This is a genomic window from Saccharopolyspora griseoalba, assembly GCF_042665275.1.
Taxonomy (GTDB): domain Bacteria; phylum Actinomycetota; class Actinomycetes; order Mycobacteriales; family Pseudonocardiaceae; genus Saccharopolyspora; species Saccharopolyspora griseoalba.
Map to the genome: position 1 here is coordinate 827,533 of NZ_JBHTCJ010000001.1, position 24,150 is coordinate 851,682.

Consider the following 24,150-nt stretch of genomic DNA (forward strand, 5'->3'; position numbering starts at 1 on the left):
GCGCGCCCGTGCACGGCGTGCGCAGACACCTTGGCGGTTCACGCCGATTAACGCAAGGGACTTCTCGGCGAAATCCCGGGCGAACCCCGGAAACCGGATAGCTGACCAGCGAAGATCGAATCTCGGCGATCGGCGGCCGGATCGCGGTGGCTATGCTGCCCGCGGCGGCTTGCGCCACGACCGTCCTGGAGGGAATTCGATGCACTACCGCCATCTCGGCAACAGCGGCATGGTCATCAGCGAGATCACCTACGGCAACTGGCTCACCCACGGTTCCCAGGTGGCCGAGGACGCCGCGGTGGCCTGCGTGCGGACCGCGCTGGAGGCGGGGGTCACCAGCTTCGACACCGCCGACGTCTACGCCCAGGGCGCCGCCGAGGAGGTGCTCGGGCGAGCGCTGAAGTCCGAGCGCCGCGAAGGGCTGGAGATCTTCACCAAGGTGTTCAACCCGGTCGGTCCGGGCCGCAACGACCGCGGCCTGTCGCGCAAGCACATCATGGAGTCGATCGACAACTCGCTGCGCAGGCTGCAGACCGACTACGTCGACCTCTACCAGGCGCACCGCTACGACCCCGCCACTCCGCTGGAGGAGGTCATGGAGGCCTTCGCCGACGTGGTGCGCTCCGGCAAGGCGCACTACATCGGCGTCTCGGAGTGGACCGCCGAGCAGATCCGCGCCGGGCACGCGATGGCCCGCGAGCTGCGGATCCCGCTGGTGTCCAACCAGCCGCAGTACTCGGCGCTGTGGCGGGTCGTCGAGGGCGAGGTCGTGCCGACCTGCCGCGAACTGGGCATCGGCCAGATCGTCTTCTCCCCGATCGCCCAGGGCGTGCTGACCGGCAAGTACCTGCCGGGCCAGGAAGCCCCCGCCGGGTCGCGCGCCACCGACGAGCGCGGCGCCGACTTCGTGTCCCGCTACCTGCGCGACGAGGTGCTGGAGCGGGTGCAGCTGCTGCGCCCGCTGGCCGACGAGGCAGGGCTGTCGCTGGCCCAGCTGGCGGTCGCCTGGGTCCTGCAGAACGGCAACGTCTCGGCGGCGATCATCGGCGCGTCGCGCCCGGATCAGGTGCGCGAGAACGTCGCGGCCGCCGGAGTGGAGCTCGACGCGGAGCTGCTGCGGCGGATGGAGGAGATCCTGGCCCCGGTGGCGGTCACCGATCCCGGGAAGACCGAGGAGAACGCCCCGAAGTCCCGGCCGTGAGCGCGGGCGCCCCAGGCCGGGCCACCCGTGCGGCCCGGGGCGCCGCTGCCACCATTCGTGCCATTTCCTTTGCCAGGCGAACGTTCCGCGGTGCATGCTCGGTCGCGTCGAACGCGCAGCGGAGGGGTGGCCGATGGCAGTGCGCACCGACTACGACGCGGTGGTCATCGGCGCCGGCTTCTCGGGCATGTACCTGCTCAAGACGCTCCGCGAGAACGGGCTGCGCGTCCGGGTTTTCGACCGCGCGCACGACGTCGGCGGCACCTGGTACTGGAACCGCTACCCCGGGGCCCGCTGCGACGTGGAGAGCCTGTACTACAGCTACTCGTTCTCCGAGGAGCTGCAGCAGGAGTGGCGGTGGACCGAGCGCTACGCCGCGCAACCCGAGATCCTCGACTACGCCCGGCACGTCGCCGACCGCTTCGACCTGCGCCGGGACATCTCCTTGGGCACCGAAGTCCGCTCGGCGGCGTTCGATCCGGCCGGTGATCGCTGGCTGGTCCGCGCCGGCGGCGCCGAGGTGGCCGCCCGGTTCCTGATCGCCGCGGTGGGTTGCCTGTCGACGACCAGCATGCCGGACTACCCGGGCTTGGCGGACTTCCGCGGCGAGGCCCACCACACCGGCGACTGGCCGGACGAGCCGGTGGAGTTCACCGGCAAGCGGGTCGCCGTGGTGGGCACCGGGTCCTCGGGCATCCAGACGATCACCGCGATCGCGGGCGAGCCCGAGCACCTGACGGTGTTCCAGCGGACCCCGAACTTCAGCGTGCCCGCGCGCAACCGGCCGCTGGACGACGAGGAGCAGCGGCAGGTCAAGGCCGGCTACGCGCGGCTGCGCGAGACCCTGCGGCGGTCGTTCTCAGGTCTGCCCACCGAACGCCTGGAGCGCAACGCCCTGGAGGTGCCGCGCGAGGAGTTCCAGGCCGCGCTGGACCGCAACTGGCGGCGCGGCGGGCTCGGGTTCCCCGGCGTCTTCCAGGACACCCTCGCCGACCCGGCGGCCAACGAGCTGTCCGCCGAGTACGTGCGCGAGCGCATCCGGGAGGTCGTCGACGACCCGCGGACCGCGGAGCTGCTGTGCCCGCGCGACTTCCCGCTGGGCACCAAGCGGTTGTGCGTGGACACCGGGTACTACGAGGTGTTCAACCGGGACGACGTGGAGCTGGTCGACGTCCGGGAGCGGCCGATCGAGCGGATCACCCCGAGCGGGATCCGCCAGGGCGGGCGGGACTTCGAGCTCGACGTGATCGTGTTCGCCACCGGGTTCGACGCGATGACCGGTGCGCTCAACCGCATCGACATCCGCGGCGCCGACGGCAGGCTGCTGCGCGAGGAGTGGGCCGAGGGCCCGCGGACCTACCTCGGGCTGGCCAGCGCGGGTTTCCCGAACCTGTTCCTGGTCACCGGCCCGGGCTCGCCCTCGGTGCTGAGCAACATGATGGTCTCCATCGAGCAGCACGTGGAGTGGATCGCCGGGCACCTGCGCTACCTGCGCGATCGCGGGCTGACCCGCAGCGAGGCCGATGCCGAGGCCCAGCGGCGGTGGGACGAGCACGTCGCCGAGGTCGCCTCGCTGACGCTGTTCCCGCGGGCGGCGTCCTGGTACGCGGGCGCGAACGTGCCGGGGAAGCCGCGGCTGTTCATGCCCTACGTCGGCGGTGTGGGCACCTACCGGGAGATCTGCGACGCGGTCGCCGCCGACGGCTACCGGGGTTTCGTGCTGAGCTGAAGCCGCAACGGGTCGCAGCGGCTCTCTCGCGCGCTCGTGGGAGAATTCCCGCGCTCTTCCGGCGAATTGGGGTGGCGGGTTGAACCAGGCTTCCGGTGGGTCGCTGGCGCGTCGGCTGGGAACATTCGACGCCACCGTGATCGGGCTCGGGTCGATGCTGGGCGCGGGCGTGTTCGCGGTGTTCGCCCCCGCTGCCGCGGCGGCCGGCAGCGGACTGCTGTTCGCGCTGGTCATCGCCGGGGCGATCGCCTACTGCAACGCGGCGAGCTCGGCGCAGCTGGCCGCGGTGCACCCCACCTCGGGCGGCACCTACGTCTACGGGCGCGAGCGGCTCGGGCACTGGTGGGGTTTCACGGCGGGCTGGGGTTTCGTCATCGGCAAGACCGCGAGCTGCGCCGCGATGGCGCTGACCTTCGCCGCCTACGCCGCCCCCGGCTTCGAGCGCCCGGCGGCCGCGCTGGCGGTCGCGGCGCTCGCCGCGGTCAACTACGTGGGCATCACCCGCACCGCGGCGGTCACCCGAGTGCTGCTGGCGGTGGTGCTGGTCGTGCTGGTGCTCTTCGCCGCGGCATCGCTGCCCGCCGCGTCCACCGGCGGGCACGCGTGGTCGCCGCAGGGCCCGCTGGGAGTGCTGCAGGCCGCGGGTCTGATCTTCTTCGCCTTCGCCGGCTACGCGCGCATCGCCACCCTCGGCGAGGAGGTGCGCGATCCGGCCCGCACGATCCCCCGGGCCATCCTGCTCGCCCTGCCCGTGGCCGCGCTGGTCTACGCGGTGGTCGGGCTCGCGGTGCTGCTGGTGCTGGGGCCCGAGCGGCTGGCGACCAGCACCGCTCCGCTGGCCGAGGCGCTGACCGCCGCCGGGCACGGCTCGCTGGCACCGGTGGTGCGGGTGGGCGCGGCCGCGGCCAGCCTCGGCGCGCTGCTGGCGCTGATCGCCGGCATCGCGCGCACCGGTCTCGCGATGGCCCGCAACGGCGACCTACCGGGGTACCTGGCCGCGGTGCACCCGCGCTTCCAGGTGCCGCACCACGCCGAGCTCACCCTGGCGGTGGTGGTCATCGCGCTGGTGCTGACCACCGATCTGCGCGGGGTCATCGGGTTCTCCAGCTTCGGCGTGCTGGTCTACTACGCGATCGCGAACGCCTCGGCGTTCACCCAGCCCGACGCCGAGCGCCGCTGGCCGCGCGCGCTCAACGCCGTCGGGCTCGCCGGATGCCTGCTGCTGGCGTTCACCCTGCCGTGGCACTCCGCGGTCGCCGGGCTGGCGGTCTTCGCCGTCGGCCTGACCTCCCGGGCGGTCCGCTTGCGGTTCGCCCGGCCGGGCTGAGCTCGGCTCACCGGATCTCCGAGCCCCACCTGCGCGACCGGCACCGCGTGCCCGGGCTGGGTCTACGCGCGGCCGAGGCGGATGACGTTCCAGGACAGCGGCGGCAGGGTCGCGCTGAGCGAACCGCCGTCGACGGTCACGCCCTCCAGCGGCCCGGGGCGCACCCGGTCCGGCGCCTCCCTCGTGTTGCGCGCGTGCCGGTCCTGGTCCGCCAGCGTGCTGGCGCCGACGACGCGACCGAGACCCGCGGCGCGCACGTCGGCGGTCAGCTCCAGCGGGCGGTCGGTGGCGCGGTTGACCGCGAAGACCGTCACCGTGCCGTCCTCTGCCTGCACCGCCGTGGTGTGCAGCAGGTCGACCGTCCCGTGCTCGGCGGTGTCGTGCTGCGCCGAGCGCGGTTCGACGCGCAGCACCCGTCCCCGGCCGTGCCGGGCGGCGTCGGCGAACGGGTAGAAGCTGGTCTGCCGCCACGCCGGCCCGCCGGGCTCTGTCATGATCGGCCCGATCACGTTGACCAGCTGCGCCAGGCAGGCCACCGTCACCCGGTCGCAGTGCCGCAGCAGGGTCACCAGCAAGCTGCCCACCACGACCGCGTCGGTGAGCGTGTAGTTGTCCTCCAGCAGCCGGGGCGCGACTTCCCACTTCGGCTCGGCGTCGAGGTCGCGCTGCCTCCGGTACCAGACGTTCCACTCGTCGAAGGACAGCTCGATGCGCTTGCTCTGGCGCAGCTTGGCGCGCACGTGGTCGGCGGTGGCCACCACCGAGTCGATGAAGTGCTCCATGTCCTGCGCGCTGGCCAGGAAGCTGTCGACGTCGCCGTCGACCTCCTCGTAGTAGGCGTGGCACGAGATGTGGTCCACGTGCCGGTAGGTGTGCTCCAGCACGGTGGCTTCCCAGGAGCCGAAGGTGGGCATCGAGGAGTTGGAGCTGCCGCAGGCCACCAGCCGCAGCCCGGGGTCGGTCATCCGCATCACGCGCGCGGCCTCGGCGGCCACCCGCCCGTACTCCTCGGCGGTCTTGTGCCCCATCTGCCAGGGCCCGTCGAGCTCGTTGCCCAGGCACCACAGCCCGATGCCGTGCGGCTGCTCCACGCCGTGCGAGCGGCGCCAGTCCGACCACGCGGTCCCGCCGGGGTGGTTGCAGTACTCCAGCAGCTCGCGGGCCTCCTGCGGCCCCCGGGTGCCGAGGTTGATGGCCATGATCGGCTCCACCCCGGCGACCTCGGCGAAGCGCATGAACTCGTTGAGCCCGAACTCGTTGGTCTCCACCGTCGACCAGGCGGGGTCCAGCCTGCGCGGTCGCTGCTCGCCGACGCCGTCCTCCCAGCGGTAGCCGGACACGAAGTTGCCGCCCGGGTAGCGCACCGCGGTGACCCCGAGCTCGGCGATCAGCGCGACCACGTCGCCGCGCAGCCCGTCGGGCGTGGCGGTGGGGTGGTCCGGCTCGTAGATGCCGCTGTAGACGCAGCGGCCGAGGTGCTCGACGAACGAGCCGAACAGCCGCGGGTTCACCTCCCCCACCTCGAAGGCCGGATCGATGGTCAGCGACGCGGTAGCCCGTTGCACGTTCCGTTCTCCCCTCAACGTCCGGCCATGCCGGTGTGCGCGACGCCGCGCACGATGTGCCGCTGGAACAGCGCGAACACCAGCAGCAGCGGAAGTCCTGCGATGACGACGGTGGCCATCACCTCGGCGTAGCGCACGCCGTAGCTGCCCTGCACGGTCGCCAGCCCCACCGGCAGGGTCATCGACGCCGGGTCGGCGGTGACGATGAACGGCCAGAAGAAGTTGTTCCAGGTGGTGATGAAGGTGAAGATCGCCACGGCGGCCAGCACCGGGCGGGACAGCGGCAGCACGATGCGCCAGTAGATCCGCCAGCGGCTCGCCCCGTCCATCCGCGCGGCCTCCTCCAGCTCGCGCGGGACGCCGTCGAAGAAGACCTTGAGGATGTAGACCATCGCGGGCAGCACCACCTGCGGCAGGATGATCCCCCACACGCTGTCGACCAGGCCCAGGAACACCATCTCCTGGAACAGCGGCACGATCAGCACCTCGGCGGGCACCAGGATCCCGGCCAGCACGAAGCCGAACAGCAGCTTGCGGCCGCGGAAGTCGGTGCGGGAGAACCCGTACCCGGCCATGCTGGCCAGCAGCACCACCAGCAGGGTGACCATGCCCGCGGTGAACACGCTGTTGAGCAACCAGATCCAGATGTCGCCGGTGGCCAGCACGTTGCGGTAGGCCTCCAGCGTGGGCTCGCTGGGCAGCCACCGCAGCGGGACCTGGGTGGTCTCGCTCTCCGGCTTCAGCGAGGTCAGCAGCGCCCAGGCGAGCGGAAGCAGCCACAGCGCCGCCAGCGCCGTCGCCACCACCGCGAGCACCGCGGTGCTCGGTCGCACGCTCGGTCTGCGGTCAGCCATGGTCGCTCCGCTCTCGACGACGGCGTTGGATGCTGAAGTGCGCCAGCGTCAGCAGCAGGATGCCGGCGAAGAACACGTAGGACACCGCCGAGGCGTAGCCGGTGCGGTAGTTGGTGAACCCGGTCTCGTAGACGTACTGCAAGATCGGCCGGGTGGTGTGCACCGGTCCGCCGTTGGTGATCAGGTAGAACTGGTCGAAGACCTTCAGCGAGGCCAGCACCTGCAGCACCGCGATCAGCGCGGTCGTCGGGCGCAGCATCGGCAGCGTGATGCTCCACAGCTGCCGCCAGCCGCCCGCGCCGTCCAGCGCGGACGCCTCGTAGAGGTCCTCCGGGATGGCCTGCAGCGCGGCCAGGTACAGCAGGAAGTTGAACCCGACGGTCCACCACACCGTCGTGAGCACCACCCCGGCCATCGCCGGCGCAGTCTCGGCCAGCCAGCCGACCGGTCCGATGCCGAACCACGACAGCATCGAATCGGCCAGGCCGAAGTCCGGCTGCAGGATCCACACGAAGATCAGCGCGACCGCCGAGGAGGGCAGCACGTAGGGCGCGAAGAACGCCATCCGCCACAGCCACCTGGCCGGCGCCAGCCGGTGCGTCAGCAGCGCCATGACCAGGCCGACCGCGATCAGCGGCGGGGCGCTCAGCGCGGTGAACAGCAGGGTGACCCCGAACGACCGCCACACCGCCGGGTCGGTGAGCGCTTCGGCGAAGTTGGCCAGCCCGACGAACTCGGCGCGCCCACCGGTGAGCCCGACGTCGGTGAGGCTGGCGACCAGCCCCATCACCAGCGGAACGACGAGGAACAGCAGGTAGACCGCGAGGAAGGGCAGCACGAACAGCACGCCCGACCGATCGCGCGAGGATGAGAGCACGCTCGAACCTCCGTTCATTCCACCGGGTTCGGGGTCGCCAGCAGGTCCTGGAGCACGCGGCGCATCGCCGCCACACCGGCCCGCACCGACATCCGCTCGTCCATGACCGGCCCGAGGATCGCGGTCAGCTCGGTCCACATGCGCGATCCGGAGCCGGCGAACCACACGTCCGGATCGAGCTGGACGTCGTCGATGACCGAGCGGTAGAGCGACTGGGGCTTCATCCGGGTGTACTCGGGGCTGGTGGTCACCGGCAGGTAGGCCGGGATGTGCCCGCCGGCGGCCCACTGCGCGCTGCGGCGCAGCAGGTGCGCGATGAACTCGTAGATCATCAGGTGCTGCTCGTCGGTGCGCTCCTCCTGGCGCGGCAGCACGAACGCGTGCGAGTCGGCCTCGGCCAGCGGAGGCCCGAACAGCCCGGGGAAGCGCATCATGCTGAACGGGATCCCGGCTTCCAGGAAGGTCTGCACCTCCCACTCGCCCTGCCAGAAGAAACCGCCGCGTTCGCTGGAGAACAGCGCGATCGCGCCGTCGGCGTCCAGCCCGGTGGAGGTCAGCCCCTCGGCGTGCAGCGACTGCAGGAACTCCAGGACGGTGCGGACCTTGCCCTCGTCGAAGGCGGAGCGCTTGCCGTCCGGGGTGAACAGCTGCCCGCCCGCCTGCCGGTAGAGGGTCCAGAACAGCCGCCACGGAACCACCCCGTCACCCGCGGTCTCCAGGAGCAGGCCGTGGGAGCCGGTGACCCGCTTGGCCGCGCGCAGCTGCTCGCGGAGGCCTTCGGGTCCGCGCGGCGGCTCCAGCGTGCCGTCCGGGGCGAGCAGTCCGGCCTCCCGGCAGACCTCGACGTTGAAGTACTGCACGAAGGGATGGGTGTCCAGCGGGATGGCGTAGGGGCGGCCGTCGTGGCCGGAGCGCCGCCACAGGCTCTCGGGGAAGTGCTCGGCGCGGATTCCGGCGCGGCGCAGCAGGTCCGGGCGCAGCGGGTCGATCAGCCCGCCCGGCGCGAAGGCCGGCAGCCTGCCCAGGTGCAGCACCGCCACGTCCGGCGCTCGTTCGGCCGCACCGGCCATGGCGAGCTTGGTGTAGTAGCGGTCGCCCCACTCCAGGGTCACGTCGTGCAACCGCACCTGCGGGTGCGCGGCCCGGTAGTCGGCGAGCATCGCCTTCATGGTGTCGCCGTCGCCGCCCGAGAAGAGGTTCCAGTAGCGCAGCTCGCCCCGCTGGGCACCGCTGCCGCAGGAGGTCGCCAGGGAGGCGCCGCCGAGCACGGCGGCGCTCAGCAGCGTCCGCCTGGTCAGAGCGTGGTCGCCGTCATCGCCGAACAAGCGCGCACCTCCCGGAAATCCGTGTTCGAGATTTCGGTCAGCGTTTGGTCCAGTGACCGACACGTTAACCACGCGATCTTCGAGGGGACAAGTCTGACTTTTCGAAATGCCGTGGAACGCGCCGGAAAGCACATCGGCCGGCGAAGCGCACCCCCGGTTCCGCCCGGCGGAGACCGAAATCGGCGGCGCGGTGCGCACCGCGCCGCCGCCCCGTCGAGACCGGGGTTGCGCCCGGGGTCGGGTGCCGATAGCGTGCACGCGCGGTGCGCGGCCGGACGCCGATCGGATGGTGAAACCCGTTGGCGCTGGGCCGATCGGGTTGGTCCGGCCACCGGGGTCAAGCGCTCGCACCGATTGGTCGCCCGATCGCCACCCGCTCTTCTCCCCGCGTGCACGTCGACTACCCGATCGACCCGCACGCTCGTCGAACGTGCGCAACGTTCACGCTGACCCGCCAGACGACGGCCCCGGCCCGCCTGCGACCAGCCGGGAGCAGGACGCGGTGCGCTTGCTGCTGCTCATCGACGGCGCGGCCGAGCCGCTGCCCGAACCCCCGTCCGACGACCAGTCCCTGGCCACCGCGGTCGGGGTGGTGACCGGCCAGCTCCGGCTGCAGAAGCTGGACTTCTGGCTGCGCAGCCCCGACTTCCTGGCCGACGAACTGCTCAACGAGTACGAGCGGTGCGCCGAGCCGCGGCTGCTGGAGCTGGCGGGCCGCATCCTGGACTCCGAGGAGCCCGAGGTGCGCCGCTACCCGATGCTGCGCCACCACTTCGGCGCCTACGAACCGCTGGACGACGCCCTGGCGGTGCTGCGCAGCGCCGGGTTGATCGTGCGCCGCCGCCGCGGGCGGGTCGGCCACACCCGACGGCACGACTACTACCTGCTCGCCCGCGGCCGCGAGGTCGCCCGCACGCTGGTCGCGCGAGCACCGGCGTTCCGCTACTACGTCCGGCGGGTTCGCGTGGTCCTCGAACTGGCCGGCGACCTGGCGGGCAACCAGCTGCGCGACCGCCAATACCTGCAGTCCGAGTACGCCTGCGCGGCAAGGGGTTCGCGCATCACCAGCATCGCCGAACGGGTCCGCGTGCGCCTGGCGCGGCTGCGCGCGGAACGCAGCGCGGCCTAGGAGGCCACCGATGAGCGCACCGGATGCCCGACTCGCCGACCGGCTCGCCGCGATCACCGGGATGCCCGCCGACTTCATCGACCACGTGCTCCACCGCGGCCGCCTGGCCGCCCTCACCGAAGAAGCCGACCGGCTGCGTCGCGACTACCTCGCGCAGCTGCGCAGGAGGCAGGCCGACGAGAAGGCGCTCAACGACGAGCGGGAGAACGACACCGCCCGACAGCTCTTCCACGGGCTCGAACCGCACGCCTGCCCGCGCTGCGAGGCGCCGATCTCCGAGCGGCGGCGCAGGGAGGAGCGCGAGCACCGCCGCTGCGCCGTGTGCAGCGGCGCTCTGCCCGGCCCGCCCGAGAGGACCCCCGCGGCCGAGATCGACGCGCGGTTGCGGCTGGCGATCAGCGAGGCCGACGAGATCGCGGCCGTGGCCCGGCTGCGCAACGCCGAGATCGCCCTGGCGCGGTTGGTCGCGGAGGCCGCGGACGTGCCCGAGCAGCGCAGGCCCGAGTGATGTCGCGCGCCGAGCAGCTGCTCACCCGCGGCGGGTTCCCGGCGCCGGCCGAAGTCCTCGGCGAGGCAGGCGCCCTCGCGGCCGGTCCGCTCGCGCCCGTGCTGGCCGAAGCGCTGATCGGCGCGGCGCGCCGGGAAACCACCGGGTGGTGGCGGGCGATGGCCGAGTTCGTCGAGGGTCTGGCCGGGCAGCGCAGCCTGCTCGCCCTGACCGGTGCGATCGACGAGCTCCTCGCCGAGCCGATCGCGGTGCGCGAGCACGGCGCCCGGTTGCACGACGTGCTGCTGGGCGATCTCGACGACGCCGTCGCAGCGCGACCGCTGGTCGCGTCCGGGCGCCTGGAGGGCGCGGTGCGACTGGCGCTGGGCGACGCGGTCTCGCCGTTCGCCGCGCTCGCCGCGCTCACCGGGTTCTCCCCCGACGTCCCCGAGGAGTTCGCCGAGCGACTGCCGCGGCTGCTCGGCGCGGCCGTGGACCGCTGGGCCGGCGAGCCCGCGATCGCCGACCCGCTGCGCGCGGCGCTGGACCGGCTGCGGCACGACGAGGCGGCCGGGGTGGACGCGACGTTCGAGCTGGGCTGCGTCGAGCTGCGCGCGGCCCTGCGCGCCACCGATGGGACCGCGGCGCTCGACGCGCTGGCCGCAGCGCGCGCTCGCTTCGCCACCGTCGAGGCCGCCGAGCACGCCAGGCACGACGCCCTGGCGCACGGCGCGGCCTGCGAGGCGGTGCTGGCCTTCGCCGCGCGGGACCGGGCACGGCTGGCCGAGGCCGCCGACCAGCTCACCGGGGCGCTGGACCAGCGCGACGCCTGGTCGCGCGGAACCCACCACTCCGCGTGGTCGCGTGCCCGCCGCGCGGCCGAGAGCTCCTGGCGGCGCCTGCTCGCGCTGCTGCTGGCGGCCGCCGAACGGCTCACCGAGACGGTCTGGATGAACGTCTGGGAGGCGCTGGGGGCGGTGCTCGACGCCTACACCCGGGTCCGCGCGCTGCCCCCGCTGCCGGGAGAGCGCGAGGCCCCGGGGCTGGCGGCGGTGGTGGAACCGGCCGTCGAGAGCGGCATCCTGCGCAGCCGCGGTCTGCTCGACGCGCTGCGCCGCGCGGCGGCCGAGGCCAGCGCCGCCGACCACCCGCCGATTCCCGCCCGCGCCGCGCACGCGTTGCTGGATCGGGTCGACGCGCCGATCCCCGAGCCGCGCGAGCCGCGCGAGCCCCGCGAGGTCGCGCCACCGCGCGCCGCGCGCTCGCAGATCGCGCACCCGGTCCTCGATCCCCTGCTGGAGCAGCTGCTCGGCGAGCTGGCGGAGTCGCCGATGTTCACCGGCGAGGTCCGGGAGACCTTCGGCCTGCTGCTGGAGCAGACGCTGCGCTTCCTGCTCAGCCGCGCCGACCTGAGCACCCGCGCCCTGGGCGCGCCCCGGCGGGCCGACTACCGGCGCCGGCTGCGCGACGGCGAACCCCGCCCCCACGAGCGGGAGCTGCAGCAGGACTTCCAGCAGTGGCTGGCGACCGGGCAGCTCGCCGGGCGGGTCGGCACCGAGACCGCCGACCTGGCGATGGGCCGCGCCGACCTGGTCGCCGACTTCGGTTCGCTGCGCTACGCGACCGAGGTCAAGCGCGAGCTCCGCGACGCCTCGCGCGAGGCGATCGAGGCCCGCCACCTGCGCCAGGCCGCGGAGTACGGCATCGGCAACGCGCCGTTCGGGCAGCTGCTGGTGCTGGACCTGACCCCGCACCCGCACGGCGCGCCCCGGGTCGACGAGTCGGTGTGGCTGGCCCGCCACCGGCCACCGGGCGCGGAGCTGGAGCGGATGGTCGTCGTCGGGATCGTCGCGGGCAACCGGCGCACCCCGCACGAGCTGTCCGCCCGGTGCTGATCGAGCTCTCGGGCGCCGCGGACCCCGCTGCTAGCATGGGGCGACCATGGCTCAGGTGACCGCGGCCGAGGGCGTCCGGCGGGCCCGCTTCTCGACCGCGGGGTTGCCCGCCGCCGAGCGGCTGGCGCTGTGGGAGCGGCACAACGCGCACGCCCTGGTCGGGCTGTCCTGCAAGACCCTCGACGACGAGCCGCTGGTGGCCACCGAGCTCAACCTGAACCTGCCGAACCTGCACCTCGCCCAGGTCAGCGGGAGCCCGCACCTGGTCGACCGGACCGCGCGGGAGATCGACGAGCACCCGACGGGTTCGGCGGTGCTCTACATCGCGCTCGCCGGTGAGGCGTTCTTCTACAGCACCCGGGCGACGCGGGTGCTGCGTCCCGGCGAGGCGGTGCTCTGCGATGCCGACCAGCCCTTCGCCCGCGGCTTCTCGCAGGGGCTGCGGGAGTTCGTGCTCAAGATCCCGCACGCCGCGCTCGAGGAGCCCGCGGGAAGCGGCGCACCGCGCGGGGCCGAGTTCTTCGACCTCTCCGACGGGCCCGCCGCGGACGCGCTGCGCACCCTGACCCGCCTGGTGCGCACCTCGCTGGAAGCCCCGGGCGATGCGCGGCGCACCGAGCGGCAGGCGCTCGACCTGCTGGCCGCGCTGCGCAGCGGCCGAGCCGGCGGCGACCACCTGGCCACGGCGCAGGCGATCATCGAGTCCCACCTGCGCGATCCCGATCTGCGCGCCAGCCGCATCGCCGAGCGCATCGGCATCAGCGAGCGGCAGCTGTGCCGGGTGTTCAGCCAGGAGGGCCTGAGCGTGGCGCGCTACGTCCTGGACCGCCGCCTGCGGCTGGCCCAGGAGATGCTCACCTCCCCGGACGCCGCCGGCTGCTCGATCGCCGAGATCGCCCGCGACTGCGGCTTCGTCTCCCCGTCGCACTTCACCCGCACCTACAAGCGCCACTACGAGGTCACCCCGGCGCAGACCCGCTCCCGCGCCGGGAAATCCGGGTGAGGTCACCGGCCGGAGCCCGCTAGGGTCGCCCGCATGAGGAACGGCTCGTGATCGCAGCGGCGCTGGCGGGGCTGCTGGCCGGCTACGGCATCGCGATCCCCGTCGGAGCGGTCGGCGCTTACCTGGTCGCGCTGTCGGCCCGCGCGCCCCGGCGGGTGGGCACCGCCGCAGCGCTGGGCGTGGCCACTGTGGACGGCGGGTACGCGCTGCTGGCGGTGCTCGGCGGCGGTGCGCTGGTCCCGCTGGTCGAACCGATGGCCGCTCCGCTGCGCTGGGTCTCGGCCGCGGTGCTGGTGCTGCTCGCCGCGCGGATCAGCATCACCGCGGTGCGCGCGGGCGCGGCGGACGGGAACCGGCCGGTCCGGCTCACCCCGGCGCGCGCCTACGCGGGCCTGGTGGCCATGACCGCGATCAACCCGACCACCGTCGTCTACTTCGCCGCGATCGTGCTCGGCAACCAGGCAGATCTGGTCGACACCACCCCGCAACGGCTGCTGTTCGTCACCGCCGCCGCGCTCGCCTCGGCGAGCTGGCAGCTGCTGCTGTCCACAGCCGGAGCGCTGCTGGGCCGCGCGCTGACCGGGCGTCGCGGACGGCTGGCCACCGCATTCGCGTCCAGCGCCATCATCGTCCTGCTCGCGGTGCACACGGCGCTGCGCTGACGCCGACTTGCCCGTTCCCGACGCGGCGTTGACCGTTCCCGCCCGAGCGCTCCCGCGGGCGGCGGCGCGTGTCACCGTCGGGCCTCTGGCAGCGAGGGCGCGGCGGCGCGCGTGCGGGAGGACCGAAGATGGCGGAGTTCGAGGACGGAACGGCCGAGACCGAGATCCCCACCGGGCGCGCGGTGGACACCGAGGTGCTCGTCGTCGGCTCGGGGCCCGCCGGGGCCGCGGCCGCGCTGAGCCTGTCGACGCTGGGCGTGGACAACATCGTGGTGACCAAGTACCGCTGGACGGCCAACACCCCGCGGGCGCACATCACCAACCAGCGCACCATGGAGATCTTCCGCGACCTGGGCATCGAGGACCAGGTGCTCGCCGAGGCCACCCCGCACCACCAGATGGGCGACACGGTCTTCTGCACCTCCATCGCCGGCGACGAGATCGGCCGCATCCGCACCTGGGGCACCCACCCGGCCCGGCACGGCGACTACGAGCTGGCCTCGCCGTCGTTGAACTGCGACATCCCGCAAACCCACCTCGAACCGATCCTGGTGGCCAACGCCACCGCGCGCGGCACGCACACCCGCTTCTCCACCGAGTACCTCTCGCACACCCAGGACGCCGAGGGGGTGACCGCGCGGGTGCGCGACCGGCTCACCGGGCACGAGCACGACATCCGCGCCCGCTACCTCATCGGCGCCGACGGGGCGCGATCCAAGGTGGCCGCCGACATCGGGCTGCCCCACGAGGGGCGGATGGACGTGGCCGGGTCGATGAACATCACCTTCAACGCCGACATCAGCGACCTCGTCGCGCACCGGCCGTCGGTGCTGTACTGGGTGATCCAGCCGGGTTCGAACATCGGCGGGATCGGCACGGGGCTGGTCCGCATGGTGCGGCCCTGGGACGAATGGCTGATCGTGTGGGGCTACGACATCGACGGCGAGCCGCCCGACCTCGACGACGCCGCGGCCGAGCAGATCGTGCGCAACCTGCTGGGCGTGCCGGACCTGGAGGTGGAGATCACCGGGTACTCGTTGTGGGGCAACAACGAGCAGTGGGCCACCCACCTGCAGTCGGGCCGCGTGTTCTGCGCCGGCGACGCGGTGCACAAGCACCCGCCCTCGAACGGGCTCGGCTCGAACACCTCCGTCCAGGACTCCTACAACCTCGCCTGGAAGCTCGCCGCGGTCCTTCGCGGGTGGGCGGGCCCCGACCTGCTGGAGACCTACTCGGCCGAACGCGCACCGGTGGCCGAGCAGGTGGTGCGCCGCGCCAACCGGTCGGCCCGCGAGTTCGGCCAGTTCTTCGACGCGCTGGGCATCGCGCCGGACGACACCGAGCAGCAGATGCGCGACGAGATCGCCGAGCGCGGCGCCGCCACCCCCGAAGGGGCGAAGAAGCGCGAAGCGCTGCGGCACGCCATGGAGCTGAAGAACTACGAGTTCAACGCGCACGGCGTGGAGATGGGGCAGTTCTACACCTCCACCGCGATCGCCTCGGACGGCTCGCCGCGCCCGGTCGACGACCGCGACCCCGAGCTGTACTACGCGCCGAGCACCGCGCCCGGCGCGCGGCTGCCGCACGTGTGGGTCGGCGACTCGGCCCGCAGGCTGTCCACCCACGACTTGGCCCGCGCGGACCGGTTCACCTTGTTCACCGGGATCTCCGGGCAGGCGTGGGCGGACGCGGTCGGCGAGGTCGGCGAGCGTCTCGGCGTGCCGATCGGGGCCGTGGTGATCGGTCCGGGCCGCGCGGTGACCGATCTCTACTTCGACTGGGCGCGGGCCCGGGAGGTCGAAGAGGATGGTGCGGTGCTCGTCCGCCCGGACAAGCACGTCGCCTGGCGGGCCGACCGCCTGGCGACCGATCCGGTCGCGACGCTGACCGACGTGCTGACCGGGATCCTCAGCCGCAAGACCGGAGGTGTCGAGTGAGCCTGGAGTTCGACCACATCACCCTCGCCCAGCGGGTGCGCTTCGGCACCGGCAAGGCCGCCGAGAACCTGGCCGCCGAGGTCGAGCGGCGCGGTTCCCGGGCGGTGATGGTCATCGCCGAGATCGGGGAGGCCGACCTGGCCGACCGGGTCACCGCGCGCATCGACGTCGCGCTGCACCACTCCGAGGTGGTCATGCACGTTCCGGCGGCGACCGCCGAGAAGGCCCGCGCGGCCGCGCAGGACAGCGGCATCGACCTGCTGGTGAGCATCGGCGGCGGTTCGACGACCGGGTTGGCCAAGGCCGTCGCGCTCACCAGCGGGCTGCCGATCGTCGCGGTGCCCACCACCTACGCGGGCTCGGAGGCCACCAACGTCTGGGGCCTGACCGAGGGAGCCCGCAAGACCACCGGGGTCGACGACCGGGTGCTGCCCGAGACGGTGATCTACGACGCCGAGCTGACCTACTCGCTGCCCGCCGACCTGTCGGTGGCCTCCGGGCTCAACGGCCTGGCGCACTGCGTGGACTCGCTGTGGGCACCGCGCGCCGACCCGATCAACGCCGCGCTCGCCACCGAGGGCATGCGCACGCTGGCGACCGGGCTGCCGCAGGTGATCACCGACCCGACCGCCGCCGACGGCCGGGAGCGCGCGCTCTACGGCGCCTACCTCTCGGCGGTGGCGTTCGCCTCGGCCGGCTCGGCGATGCACCACAAGATCTGCCACGTGCTCGGCGGCACCTACGACCTGCCGCACGCCCAGACGCACGCGATCGTGCTGCCGCACGTGCTGGCCCACAACGCCGCGGCCGCACCGGAGGCCGCCGGGCGCATCGCCGGCGCGCTCGGCGCGCGCGACGCGGTGGCCGGCCTGCTGCGGCTGCGCGACCGCCTCGGCGCCCCGAAGGCGCTGCGCGACATCGGGTTGTCGGAGTCCGACCTGCGAGGAGCAGCGGAGCTCGCGGCGGCCGCGATCCCGCCGTCCAACCCGCGACCGGTCGACGTCGACGGCGTCCACGCCCTGCTCACCGCCGCGTGGGCCGGAACCCCACCGGAGGCGGCCCGGTGACCGAACCCGAACCGTCCGATGCCGACATGCAGCGGCGCGCCGAGGAGGACCTGGTCGACCGGGTGCTCGCCAGCTTCGACGGGACGCCCGACGAGCGGTTGCGCACCGTGCTGCGCTCGCTGACCTCGCACCTGCACTCGTTCGTCCGGGAGGTGCGGCTGACCCAGCGCGAGTGGGACGCCGCGATCGCCTTCCTCACCGAGGCCGGGCACATCACCGACGAACGGCGCCAGGAGTTCATCCTGCTCTCCGACGTCCTGGGTGCCTCGATGCAGACCATCGCGATGAACAACGAAGCGCGCGGCGAGGCGACCGAGGCGACCGTGTTCGGCCCGTTCTTCGTCGAGGGCGCACCTCGGGTGGAGCTCGGCGGCGACATCACCGGCGGAGCGCGCGGCAAGCCGTGCTGGGTCGAGGGCACCGTCGCCGACACCGCGGGAAACCCGCTGCCGGGGGCGCGCATCGAGGTGTGGGAGGCCGACGAGGACGGCTTGTACGACGTGCAGTACGACGACTCCCGCACCGCGGCCCGCGCCCACCTGTTCGCCGACGAGCAGGGCTGGTACGGCTTCTGGGGCTTGACCCCGACGCCCTACCCGATCCCGCACGACGGCCCGGTCGGCAGGCTGCTGGAGGCCACCGGGCGCTCCCCGATGCGCGCCTCGCACCTGCACTTCATGGTCAGCTCCGCGGGCAAGCGCACGCTGGTCACGCACATCTTCGTCGAGGGCGATCCGCTGCTGGCCTCCGACGCGGTATTCGGGGTCAAGGAGTCGCTGGTCAAGCGCTTCGCCGAGCAGCCCGCCGACGCGCCGGTGCCCGGCGGCCGGGAGATCGGCGATCGGGGCTGGACCCGCGCCCGCTTCGACATCGTGCTGCCGCCCGAGGAGTGAGCAGCGGGACTCGGCCGGCGAGTTCGACAGCGGCCCGCTAGTACCCGAAGTCCTGGGTCCAGTACTGGCCGTCGGGGCTCACCCCGATCCCCACGGCGCGCAGCTCGCAGTTGACGATGTTCTCGCGGTGCCCCGACGAGGCCAGCCAGTCGTCGACCACCTGGCGGGCGCTGGTCTGCCCGCGGGCGATGTTCTCCGCGCCGGGCTTCGGGTAGCCGGCGCGGCGGATCCGCTCGCCGAAGGTCACGCCCTCGGGGGTGGTGTGGGAGAAGTAGCCGCGCCGGGACATGTCGGCGCTGTGCGCGGAGGCGGCGCGGTTGAGCCGGTGGTCCAGCCGCAACGGCTCGCACCCGGCGTCCGCGCGCGTGACGTTGACCAAGGACAGCACCGAGCCCTCCACCGATTTCGCTTGCGCCCCAACCGGGACGAACGTCGAGCCGAGCACGATCGCGGAGACGACTGCGCTGCGAAGCGCGATGTGATTCATGCGCGGCAAGCTACTCCGGTCGCGCTCGCGGCGAGTGATCGAATTCCGCTGCGCGCGGCGTTTTCACACCATCTCGGGACTCGGCGACCTGCGCGGCGAGCCGATCGCGCGACGTCGGCGGTTGCTAGGCTGCCAGCACCAGCCGCCACACCGCATCGGGGGCGCCGATGGACGCCGCACCGTTCCAGATCCGCATCCAGGTGCGCATCTACGAGGTCGACCAGCAGCGCCACGTCACCGGCCCCGCCTACCTGCAGTACACCGACCACGCCCGCTACGAGTGCTTCCGCGCCGCCGGCGTCGACGTGGAGCGGATGCTCGCCGACGGGGTGGGGCCGGTGAACCTGGAGACGACCATCCGCTACCAGGACGAGCTGCTCGCCGGCGACGAAGTGGACGTGACCTGCCGGTTCGAGTGGGGCTCCGGCAAGACCTGCCGCGTCGAGCACGACCTGCGGCGGCGGCGCGACGGAGCGCTGGCCGCGCAGGTGCGCACCATCTGCGGGCTGCTCGACCTGGAGTCCCGCCGCCTGCTGGCCGATCCCGCGGGGCACCTCCGGGAGCTGGCCAGCCGCCCCGAGGTCCTCGGCATCAGCGCATCCGGTAGCGGATCGGCAGGTGCTTGAGCCCGCCGACGAAGGTGGTGCGCACCCGCTGCGGCACACCGGCCAGCTCCACGGATCGCAGCCGCGGCACCAGTTCCGCGAAGAAGGCTCGGGTTTCCATCCTGGCGAGCGCGGCGCCCAGGCAGTAGTGCGCGCCGAAGCCGAACGACAGGTGCTTGTTCGGCTCGCGGCCCACGTCGAAGCGGAACGGGTCGTCGAAGACCTCCGCGTCCCGGTTTGCCGAGGGGTACGACAGCAGCACGGCCTGGCCCTCCTCGATCGTCCGGCCGCGCAGTTCGTAGTCGGCGGTGGCGGTGCGCATGAACTCCTTGACCGGTGTGACCCACCGGATCATCTCCTCGGCGGCGGGCTGCACCAGGTCCGGATCACGTCGCAGCCGCTCCAGCTGGTCCGGGTGCTCGATGAGCGCCTGCATCCCCCCGGCGATGGTGGAGCTGGTGGTGTCGTGCCCCGCGGTCGCGATGATCACGTACAGCGAGATGGCGTCCATGTCCGACAGGTGCTCGCCGTCGATCCGCGCGTTGGCGATGGTCGAGGCGAGGTCCTCGGTGGGGTTGTCCCGGCGGTCGGCGGTGATCCGGTTGAAGTACTCGAAGAAGTCGAGGACCACCTGCATGAGCTCCTCGTTGGTCTGCCCGCGCTGCAGCTCGTCGTCGTCGCCGCCGAAGAGCTCCTGGGTCAGCTGCCGGATCCGCGGGAAGTCCGACTCGGGCAGGCCCAGCAGCGACAGGATCACGTAGAGCGGGTAGCCCGCCGCGATGTCCTGGGCGAAGTCGCACTCGCCGCCGAGATCGGCCAGGTGGTCCACGTAGCGCTTGGCCAACCGCTCGATCTCGACCTCCATCTGGCGCATCGCGCGGGGCCGGAACCAATCGGCGACCACCGGGCGCAGGCGCTTGTGCTCCGGGTCGTCGACGTGGATGAGCGTGTTGAGCATGTGCCCCTGCTCGGCGATCCGCCGGTCGTGCTCGGCGTTGACCAGCAGCGGGCGCGGGTTGTTGATGAACAGCTCGTGCTGGCGCTCGATCTCGAGCACGTCGGCGTGCCGGGTGATCGCCCAGAACGGGAAGAAGTCGGGCATCGGGTCGACCCAGCGCACCGGGTCGTCGCGGCGCAGCACCGCCAGCGCCTCGTGCAGCCGCTCCTCCTCCGCGTAGGCGGTGGGATCGCCCACCGCGAGCCCGGCGTCGCGCACGTCCATCGGAGAACCCCCTAGCTGTCCGGAGACCGGAACGATCTTAGGACGGACCGCCGCGTTCGGCGGCGCGCTCGACCATTGGAGCGGTTCCCGCGCCGGAATCGCACCCCCGACCGCATGATCCTTCCGGTGGATTGCGCGCGGACCCGAGCTGCCGCAGGCTACGCGGGGAACCGCGGGGGAGGTCCGATGGCACCGGGTGGATCGTCGTTGTTCGGGGTCGCGGCTCCGCGGCTGGAGGACGACCGGCTGCTGGCCGGACGCGGTCGCTTCGTCGCCGACCTGGTACTTCCGGGCATGGTCGAGGCCGCCTTCGTGCGCAGCGAGGTACCGCACGCGCTCATCCGCGGCGTGGACTCCGAAGCGGCCCGCTCCTCGCCCGGGGTGCGCGCGGTGTTCTCCGGAGCCGAGGCGGGCATGTCCCCGGTCCCGGACGCGATGCCGTGGGTGCGGGCGGTGCGGCACGTCCCGCTGGCCCGCGACCGCGTGCGCTACGCGGGCTGTCCGCTCGCGGTGGTGGTCGCCGAGGACCGCTACCTGGCCGAGGACGCCGCCGAGCTCGTCGACGTCGACCTGGACCCGCTGCCCACCGTCGACACCGCCGACGACGCCCTGGCCCCGGACGCGCCGCGGCTGTACCCGGACTGGGACGACAACCTGCTGCTGCACATCGCCCCGGAGAACCCCGAGGTCGACGCGGCCTTCGAGACCCACCGCACGATCAGCGGGAGCTACACCACCAACCGCTGCTCGGCGGCACCGCTGGAACCGCGCGGGGTGGTCGCCGAGTACCGCGACGAACGGCTGACCGTGTGGACCTCCACCCAGGCCGCCTTCGTGGTGCGCACGATGCTCTCGCAGGTCCTGGGGCTGCCCGAGCGCGAGATCCGGGTGATCACCCCGGACGTCGGCGGGGGCTTCGGGCAGAAGAACGAGATCTACCCCGAGGAGTACGTGGTCCCGTGGCTGGCGATGCGGTTGGGCCGCCCGGTGCGCTGGATCGAGGACCGCCGCGAGCACCTGACCGCCGCGGGCCACGCCCGGGACGTCCGGGTCGACCTGGACGCCGCGGTGCGCGCCGACGGCACGATCGCCGCGCTGCGCGGGCGGGTGCTCAGCGACCTCGGATCGGGCGAGATGTTCCCGGCCGGGTTCGGCCCGAGCCTGGTGGCGGTCGGCTCGCTGTGCGGGCCGTACCGGATCCCGCACCAGTGCGTGCGGGTGCAGGCCGCGGTCACCAACAAGACGCCGCTGGGCGGCTACCGCGGTTTCGGCGCTCCCGAGGCCACCTTCGCCATCGAGCGGCTGGTGGACAAGATCGCCCGCGAGATGGATCTCGACCGGGTCGAGCTGCGGCGGCGCATGCTCCTGGACCCCGAGGACCTGCCCTACGAGACCGCATCGGGCGCCCGGGTGGACTCGGGCAGCCATCGCGCGGCCTTCGACCGCGCCGTCGAGATCGGCGAGCGGATGCTCGAGGAGGAGCGCGAGCGCGATCCCGGCGCGCTGCTCGGCGTCGGTTGCGCGACCTACATCGAGGGCGTGGCCGCGAGCGCGTTCTCCATCACCGGCAGCTGGAGCGGGCAGGACTCCGCCGACGTCCGCTTCGACGCCGACGGCGGGGTGACCGTCGGCGTGGGCATCTCGGCGATGGGCCAGGGCTCGCGCACCATGGTGGCGACCATGGTGGCCGAGGAGCTCGCGCTGCCGCTAGACCGGGTGCGGGTGGTCATGGGTGATACCGACACCGCCCCGTTCGGCCTGGGGTCGTGGGCCAGCCGCAGCGCGATCGTGGCCGGCGGCGCGGTCGCCCGCGCCGCGGAGGCGCTGCGCGGCAAGGGAACCGAGATCGCCGCCCACCTGCTGGAGGCCGCCCCGGAGGACGTCGAGCTCGCCGAGGGCGCCTTCCGGGTGCGCGGGAGCCCGGGCAGCGAGGTCCCCTGGGAGCGGGTGGCCAAGACGGCCCTGACCCGCACCTTCGAACTGCCGCCGGGCATGCCGCCCGGTCTGGACGCGCGCACCAGCTACGAACCGCCGGGCATGGACCACGCGCCGCGGCCGGACGGCAAGATGAACGCCGCGGCGAACTACACCAACTCCAGCCACGCCGCGGTGGTGCGGGTCGACGCCGAGACCGGTCAGGTGCGCGTGCTGCGCTACGCGGCGGTGCACGACTGCGGGCGGGTGATCAACCCGCTGACCGTGGCGGGGCAGATCCACGGCGGTGTCGCCCAGGGCATCGGGTCCGCGGTCTACGAGCACCTCCCGCACGCCGAGGGCCAACCGCTGGCGACCACCTTCATGGAGTACCTGCTGCCGACCGCGCGCGAGATCCCGCCGATCGACACCGAGGAGTTCTGCTCGCCCGCTCCGGAGACGCCCTTCGGGGTCAAGGGCGCCGGCGAGGCGGGCATCATCGGACCGCCCGCGGCGATCGCCGGCGCCGTCGAGCGAGCGCTCGCCCCGCTGGCACCCGTGGACGTCACCGCCGTTCCGCTGACGCCCTCGGTGGTGCGCGGTCTGATCGAGGAGGCCCGGTCGTGAAACCGCCGCCCTTCCACTACGTCCGTCCGGGCAATCTCGACGAGGCCGTGGGGCTGCTCGCCGCGGACGAGGACGCCAAGCCGCTGGCCGGTGGGCAGAGCCTGCTGCCGATGATGAACTTCCGCCTCGCCCGCCCGGGAACGCTGGTCGACCTCGGCAGGCTCCCCGAGCTGACCGAGATCCGCCGCGACGGCGAGGTCCTGGTGCTCGGCGCCGGCGTGCGGCAGCGCGCGGCCGAGACCTCCGAGCTCGTCGCGCGGACCTGCCCGCTGATCGGGCGAGCGCTCGCGCACGTCGGGCACCACCAGATCCGCTCGCGCGGCACCATCGGCGGTTCGCTGGCGCACGCCGACCCGGCCGCCGAGCTGTGCGCGGCCTCGCTGGCGCTCGACGCCGAGATCGTGGCGCGCGGACCCGGTGGGACGCGCGCCATCCCGGCCGCGGAGCTGTTCCTCGCCCCATACCAGACCTGCCTGGCCGAGGACGAGGTCATCACCGAGACCCGCTGGCCCATCCGTTCGGGTGCGCGGAGCGCGGTCGCCGAGATCGCTCGGCGCTCGGGCGATTTCGCCATCGCCGGAGCCGCGGTGGTCGTCGAGCTCACCGACGGCGCGGTCTCCCGCGCCAGGCTCGCCGGGCTGGGCGTCTCCGGCGCGGTCCAACGGCTGCCCGCGGCCGAACGGGTGCTCACCGGGCGGGCTCCGGACACCGCGGCCATCGCCGAGACCGCGGACGCCGCGGCCGATTCCATCGACCCACCGGAGGACGTGCACGCCGACGCGGGAACCCGCCGCGCCGCGCTGCGCGCCGCCACCCGGCAAGCCCTGGAGCAGATCGCCGATGACTGAGACCCCGGCCGAGCACCGCGAGATCGAGCTGACCGTCAACGGCGGCACCGTCCGGCGCCGCGTCCCGGTGCGCCGGCTGCTGGTGGACTTCCTGCGCGACGACCTGGGGCTCACCAGCACCCACGCCGGTTGCGAGCAGGGCATCTGCGGCGCGTGCACCGTGCTCGTCGACGGCGAACCCGCCCGCTCGTGCATCACGCTGGCCGTGCAGGCCGACGGCGCCGAGATCACCACGATCGAGGGGCTGACCCCGGAGTCCGGGCTGAGCCCGCTGCAGCGGGCGTTCAAGGACCGACACGGGCTGCAGTGCGGGTTCTGCACCCCGGGCTTCGTCGTCACGCTCTCGGCGGCCGACCCGGCCGACCACCCCGACGAGGAGTCGATCCGGGAACTGCTCGCCGGGAACCTGTGCCGCTGCACCGGATACCAGCACATCGTCGAAGCCGTCGAGCAGGCCTGGGGACGCTGAGCCTGCTGCCCGGGGGCGGTTCCGGTG

21 protein-coding genes are annotated in these 24,150 nt (G+C 73.1%); 15 read left to right on the forward strand and 6 right to left on the reverse strand.

Translation table 11 applies throughout. From position 1 onward, the window contains the following. Nucleotides 1–199 precede the first annotated feature (199 nt). The 3 genes from ACFQRI_RS03855 to ACFQRI_RS03865 all read left to right on the forward strand — a co-directional run bounded on the left by ACFQRI_RS03855 (nt 200) and on the right by ACFQRI_RS03865 (nt 4,257). Nucleotides 200–1,201 carry an aldo/keto reductase family protein gene (locus ACFQRI_RS03855; RefSeq protein WP_380664426.1) on the forward strand — a complete coding sequence of 334 codons (1,002 nt, stop codon included), beginning with the start codon at nt 200–202 and terminating at the stop codon, nt 1,199–1,201. Nucleotides 1,202–1,334: 133 nt separating this feature from the next. Further along, nucleotides 1,335–2,930: a flavin-containing monooxygenase gene (locus tag ACFQRI_RS03860; RefSeq protein ID WP_380664428.1), complete on the forward strand. Its 1,596-nt coding sequence runs from the start codon at nt 1,335–1,337 to the stop codon at nt 2,928–2,930. A 154-nt stretch (nt 2,931–3,084) separates the two neighbouring features. Next, nucleotides 3,085–4,257: an APC family permease gene (locus ACFQRI_RS03865; RefSeq protein WP_380664596.1), complete on the forward strand. Its 1,173-nt coding sequence runs from the start codon at nt 3,085–3,087 to the stop codon at nt 4,255–4,257. A 62-nt stretch (nt 4,258–4,319) separates the two neighbouring features. Here ACFQRI_RS03865 and arfA read toward each other — a convergent pair whose 3' ends face one another. The 4 genes from arfA to ACFQRI_RS03885 are packed head-to-tail and all read right to left on the reverse strand — an operon-like array spanning nt 4,320 to nt 8,878. Then, the gene (gene arfA, locus ACFQRI_RS03870) at nt 4,320–5,822 is read right to left on the reverse strand and encodes an arabinosylfuranosidase ArfA (protein WP_380664430.1); all 1,503 of its coding nucleotides are present in this window, start codon (nt 5,820–5,822) and stop codon (nt 4,320–4,322) included. 14 nt (nt 5,823–5,836) lie between these two features. Continuing rightward, nucleotides 5,837–6,676, reverse strand: coding sequence for a carbohydrate ABC transporter permease (locus ACFQRI_RS03875; protein ID WP_380664432.1), 840 nt, complete (start codon nt 6,674–6,676; stop codon nt 5,837–5,839). Then, nucleotides 6,669–7,553 (reverse strand): carbohydrate ABC transporter permease, encoded by an 885-nt coding sequence (locus ACFQRI_RS03880; RefSeq protein WP_380664434.1) that lies wholly within the window; start codon nt 7,551–7,553, stop codon nt 6,669–6,671. The genes ACFQRI_RS03875 and ACFQRI_RS03880 overlap by 8 nt, the downstream gene beginning before the upstream one ends. Nucleotides 7,554–7,567: 14 nt before the next feature. Beyond that, nucleotides 7,568–8,878 (reverse strand): extracellular solute-binding protein, encoded by a 1,311-nt coding sequence (locus ACFQRI_RS03885; protein WP_380664436.1) that lies wholly within the window; start codon nt 8,876–8,878, stop codon nt 7,568–7,570. Between the two features lie 430 nt (nt 8,879–9,308). On the opposite strand from ACFQRI_RS03885, the gene ACFQRI_RS03890 reads away from it, so the two are divergent. The 8 genes from ACFQRI_RS03890 to ACFQRI_RS03925 all read left to right on the forward strand — a co-directional run bounded on the left by ACFQRI_RS03890 (nt 9,309) and on the right by ACFQRI_RS03925 (nt 17,951). Further along, nucleotides 9,309–10,007: a hypothetical protein gene (locus tag ACFQRI_RS03890; RefSeq protein ID WP_380664438.1), complete on the forward strand. Its 699-nt coding sequence runs from the start codon at nt 9,309–9,311 to the stop codon at nt 10,005–10,007. A gap of 10 nt (nt 10,008–10,017) precedes the next feature. Beyond that, entirely contained in the window at nt 10,018–10,515 is a 498-nt protein-coding gene (locus ACFQRI_RS03895) for a hypothetical protein (protein WP_380664440.1), read from the forward strand. Further along, on the forward strand, nt 10,515–12,389 hold the full coding sequence (locus tag ACFQRI_RS03900) for a hypothetical protein (RefSeq protein ID WP_380664442.1): 1,875 nt from the start codon (nt 10,515–10,517) through the stop codon (nt 12,387–12,389). Before ACFQRI_RS03895 ends, ACFQRI_RS03900 begins: the two co-directional genes overlap by 1 nt. A gap of 46 nt (nt 12,390–12,435) precedes the next feature. Then, a complete protein-coding gene (locus ACFQRI_RS03905) occupies nt 12,436–13,392 on the forward strand; it encodes a helix-turn-helix domain-containing protein (protein WP_380664444.1) in 957 nt (318 codons plus the stop codon). A gap of 47 nt (nt 13,393–13,439) precedes the next feature. Beyond that, the gene (locus ACFQRI_RS03910) at nt 13,440–14,054 is read left to right on the forward strand and encodes a LysE family transporter (protein WP_380664446.1); all 615 of its coding nucleotides are present in this window, start codon (nt 13,440–13,442) and stop codon (nt 14,052–14,054) included. Between the two features lie 128 nt (nt 14,055–14,182). Continuing rightward, entirely contained in the window at nt 14,183–15,991 is a 1,809-nt protein-coding gene (locus ACFQRI_RS03915; protein ID WP_380664449.1) for an FAD-dependent oxidoreductase, read from the forward strand. Beyond that, entirely contained in the window at nt 15,988–17,058 is a 1,071-nt protein-coding gene (locus ACFQRI_RS03920; RefSeq protein WP_380664452.1) for a maleylacetate reductase, read from the forward strand. The genes ACFQRI_RS03915 and ACFQRI_RS03920 overlap by 4 nt, the downstream gene beginning before the upstream one ends. Next, nucleotides 17,055–17,951, forward strand: coding sequence for a dioxygenase family protein (locus tag ACFQRI_RS03925; protein ID WP_380664454.1), 897 nt, complete (start codon nt 17,055–17,057; stop codon nt 17,949–17,951). The genes ACFQRI_RS03920 and ACFQRI_RS03925 overlap by 4 nt, the downstream gene beginning before the upstream one ends. A 37-nt stretch (nt 17,952–17,988) precedes the next feature. On the opposite strand, the gene ACFQRI_RS03930 is transcribed toward ACFQRI_RS03925, so the two are convergent. Continuing rightward, the gene (locus ACFQRI_RS03930) at nt 17,989–18,438 is read right to left on the reverse strand and encodes a CAP domain-containing protein (RefSeq protein ID WP_380664456.1); all 450 of its coding nucleotides are present in this window, start codon (nt 18,436–18,438) and stop codon (nt 17,989–17,991) included. Nucleotides 18,439–18,605: 167 nt separating this feature from the next. Between ACFQRI_RS03930 and ACFQRI_RS03935 the strand changes: the two genes are divergently transcribed. Continuing rightward, a complete protein-coding gene (locus ACFQRI_RS03935; protein WP_380664458.1) occupies nt 18,606–19,064 on the forward strand; it encodes an acyl-CoA thioesterase in 459 nt (152 codons plus the stop codon). Here ACFQRI_RS03935 and ACFQRI_RS03940 read toward each other — a convergent pair. Continuing rightward, a complete protein-coding gene (locus ACFQRI_RS03940) occupies nt 19,030–20,265 on the reverse strand; it encodes a cytochrome P450 (protein WP_380664460.1) in 1,236 nt (411 codons plus the stop codon). The two genes, ACFQRI_RS03935 and ACFQRI_RS03940, sit on opposite strands and share 35 nt — an antisense overlap. 186 nt (nt 20,266–20,451) lie before the next feature. On the opposite strand from ACFQRI_RS03940, the gene ACFQRI_RS03945 reads away from it, so the two are divergent. From ACFQRI_RS03945 to ACFQRI_RS03955, 3 genes are read left to right on the forward strand one after another with little or no spacing between them, the layout of a single operon-like run. Next, entirely contained in the window at nt 20,452–22,806 is a 2,355-nt protein-coding gene (locus ACFQRI_RS03945; RefSeq protein WP_380664462.1) for a xanthine dehydrogenase family protein molybdopterin-binding subunit, read from the forward strand. After that, a complete protein-coding gene (locus ACFQRI_RS03950; RefSeq protein ID WP_380664463.1) occupies nt 22,803–23,654 on the forward strand; it encodes an FAD binding domain-containing protein in 852 nt (283 codons plus the stop codon). Before ACFQRI_RS03945 ends, ACFQRI_RS03950 begins: the two co-directional genes overlap by 4 nt. Beyond that, nucleotides 23,647–24,123, forward strand: a complete 477-nt coding sequence (locus ACFQRI_RS03955) for a (2Fe-2S)-binding protein (RefSeq protein ID WP_380664464.1) — start codon at nt 23,647–23,649, stop codon at nt 24,121–24,123. The genes ACFQRI_RS03950 and ACFQRI_RS03955 overlap by 8 nt, the downstream gene beginning before the upstream one ends. The last annotated feature ends 27 nt before the right edge of the window (nt 24,124–24,150 follow it).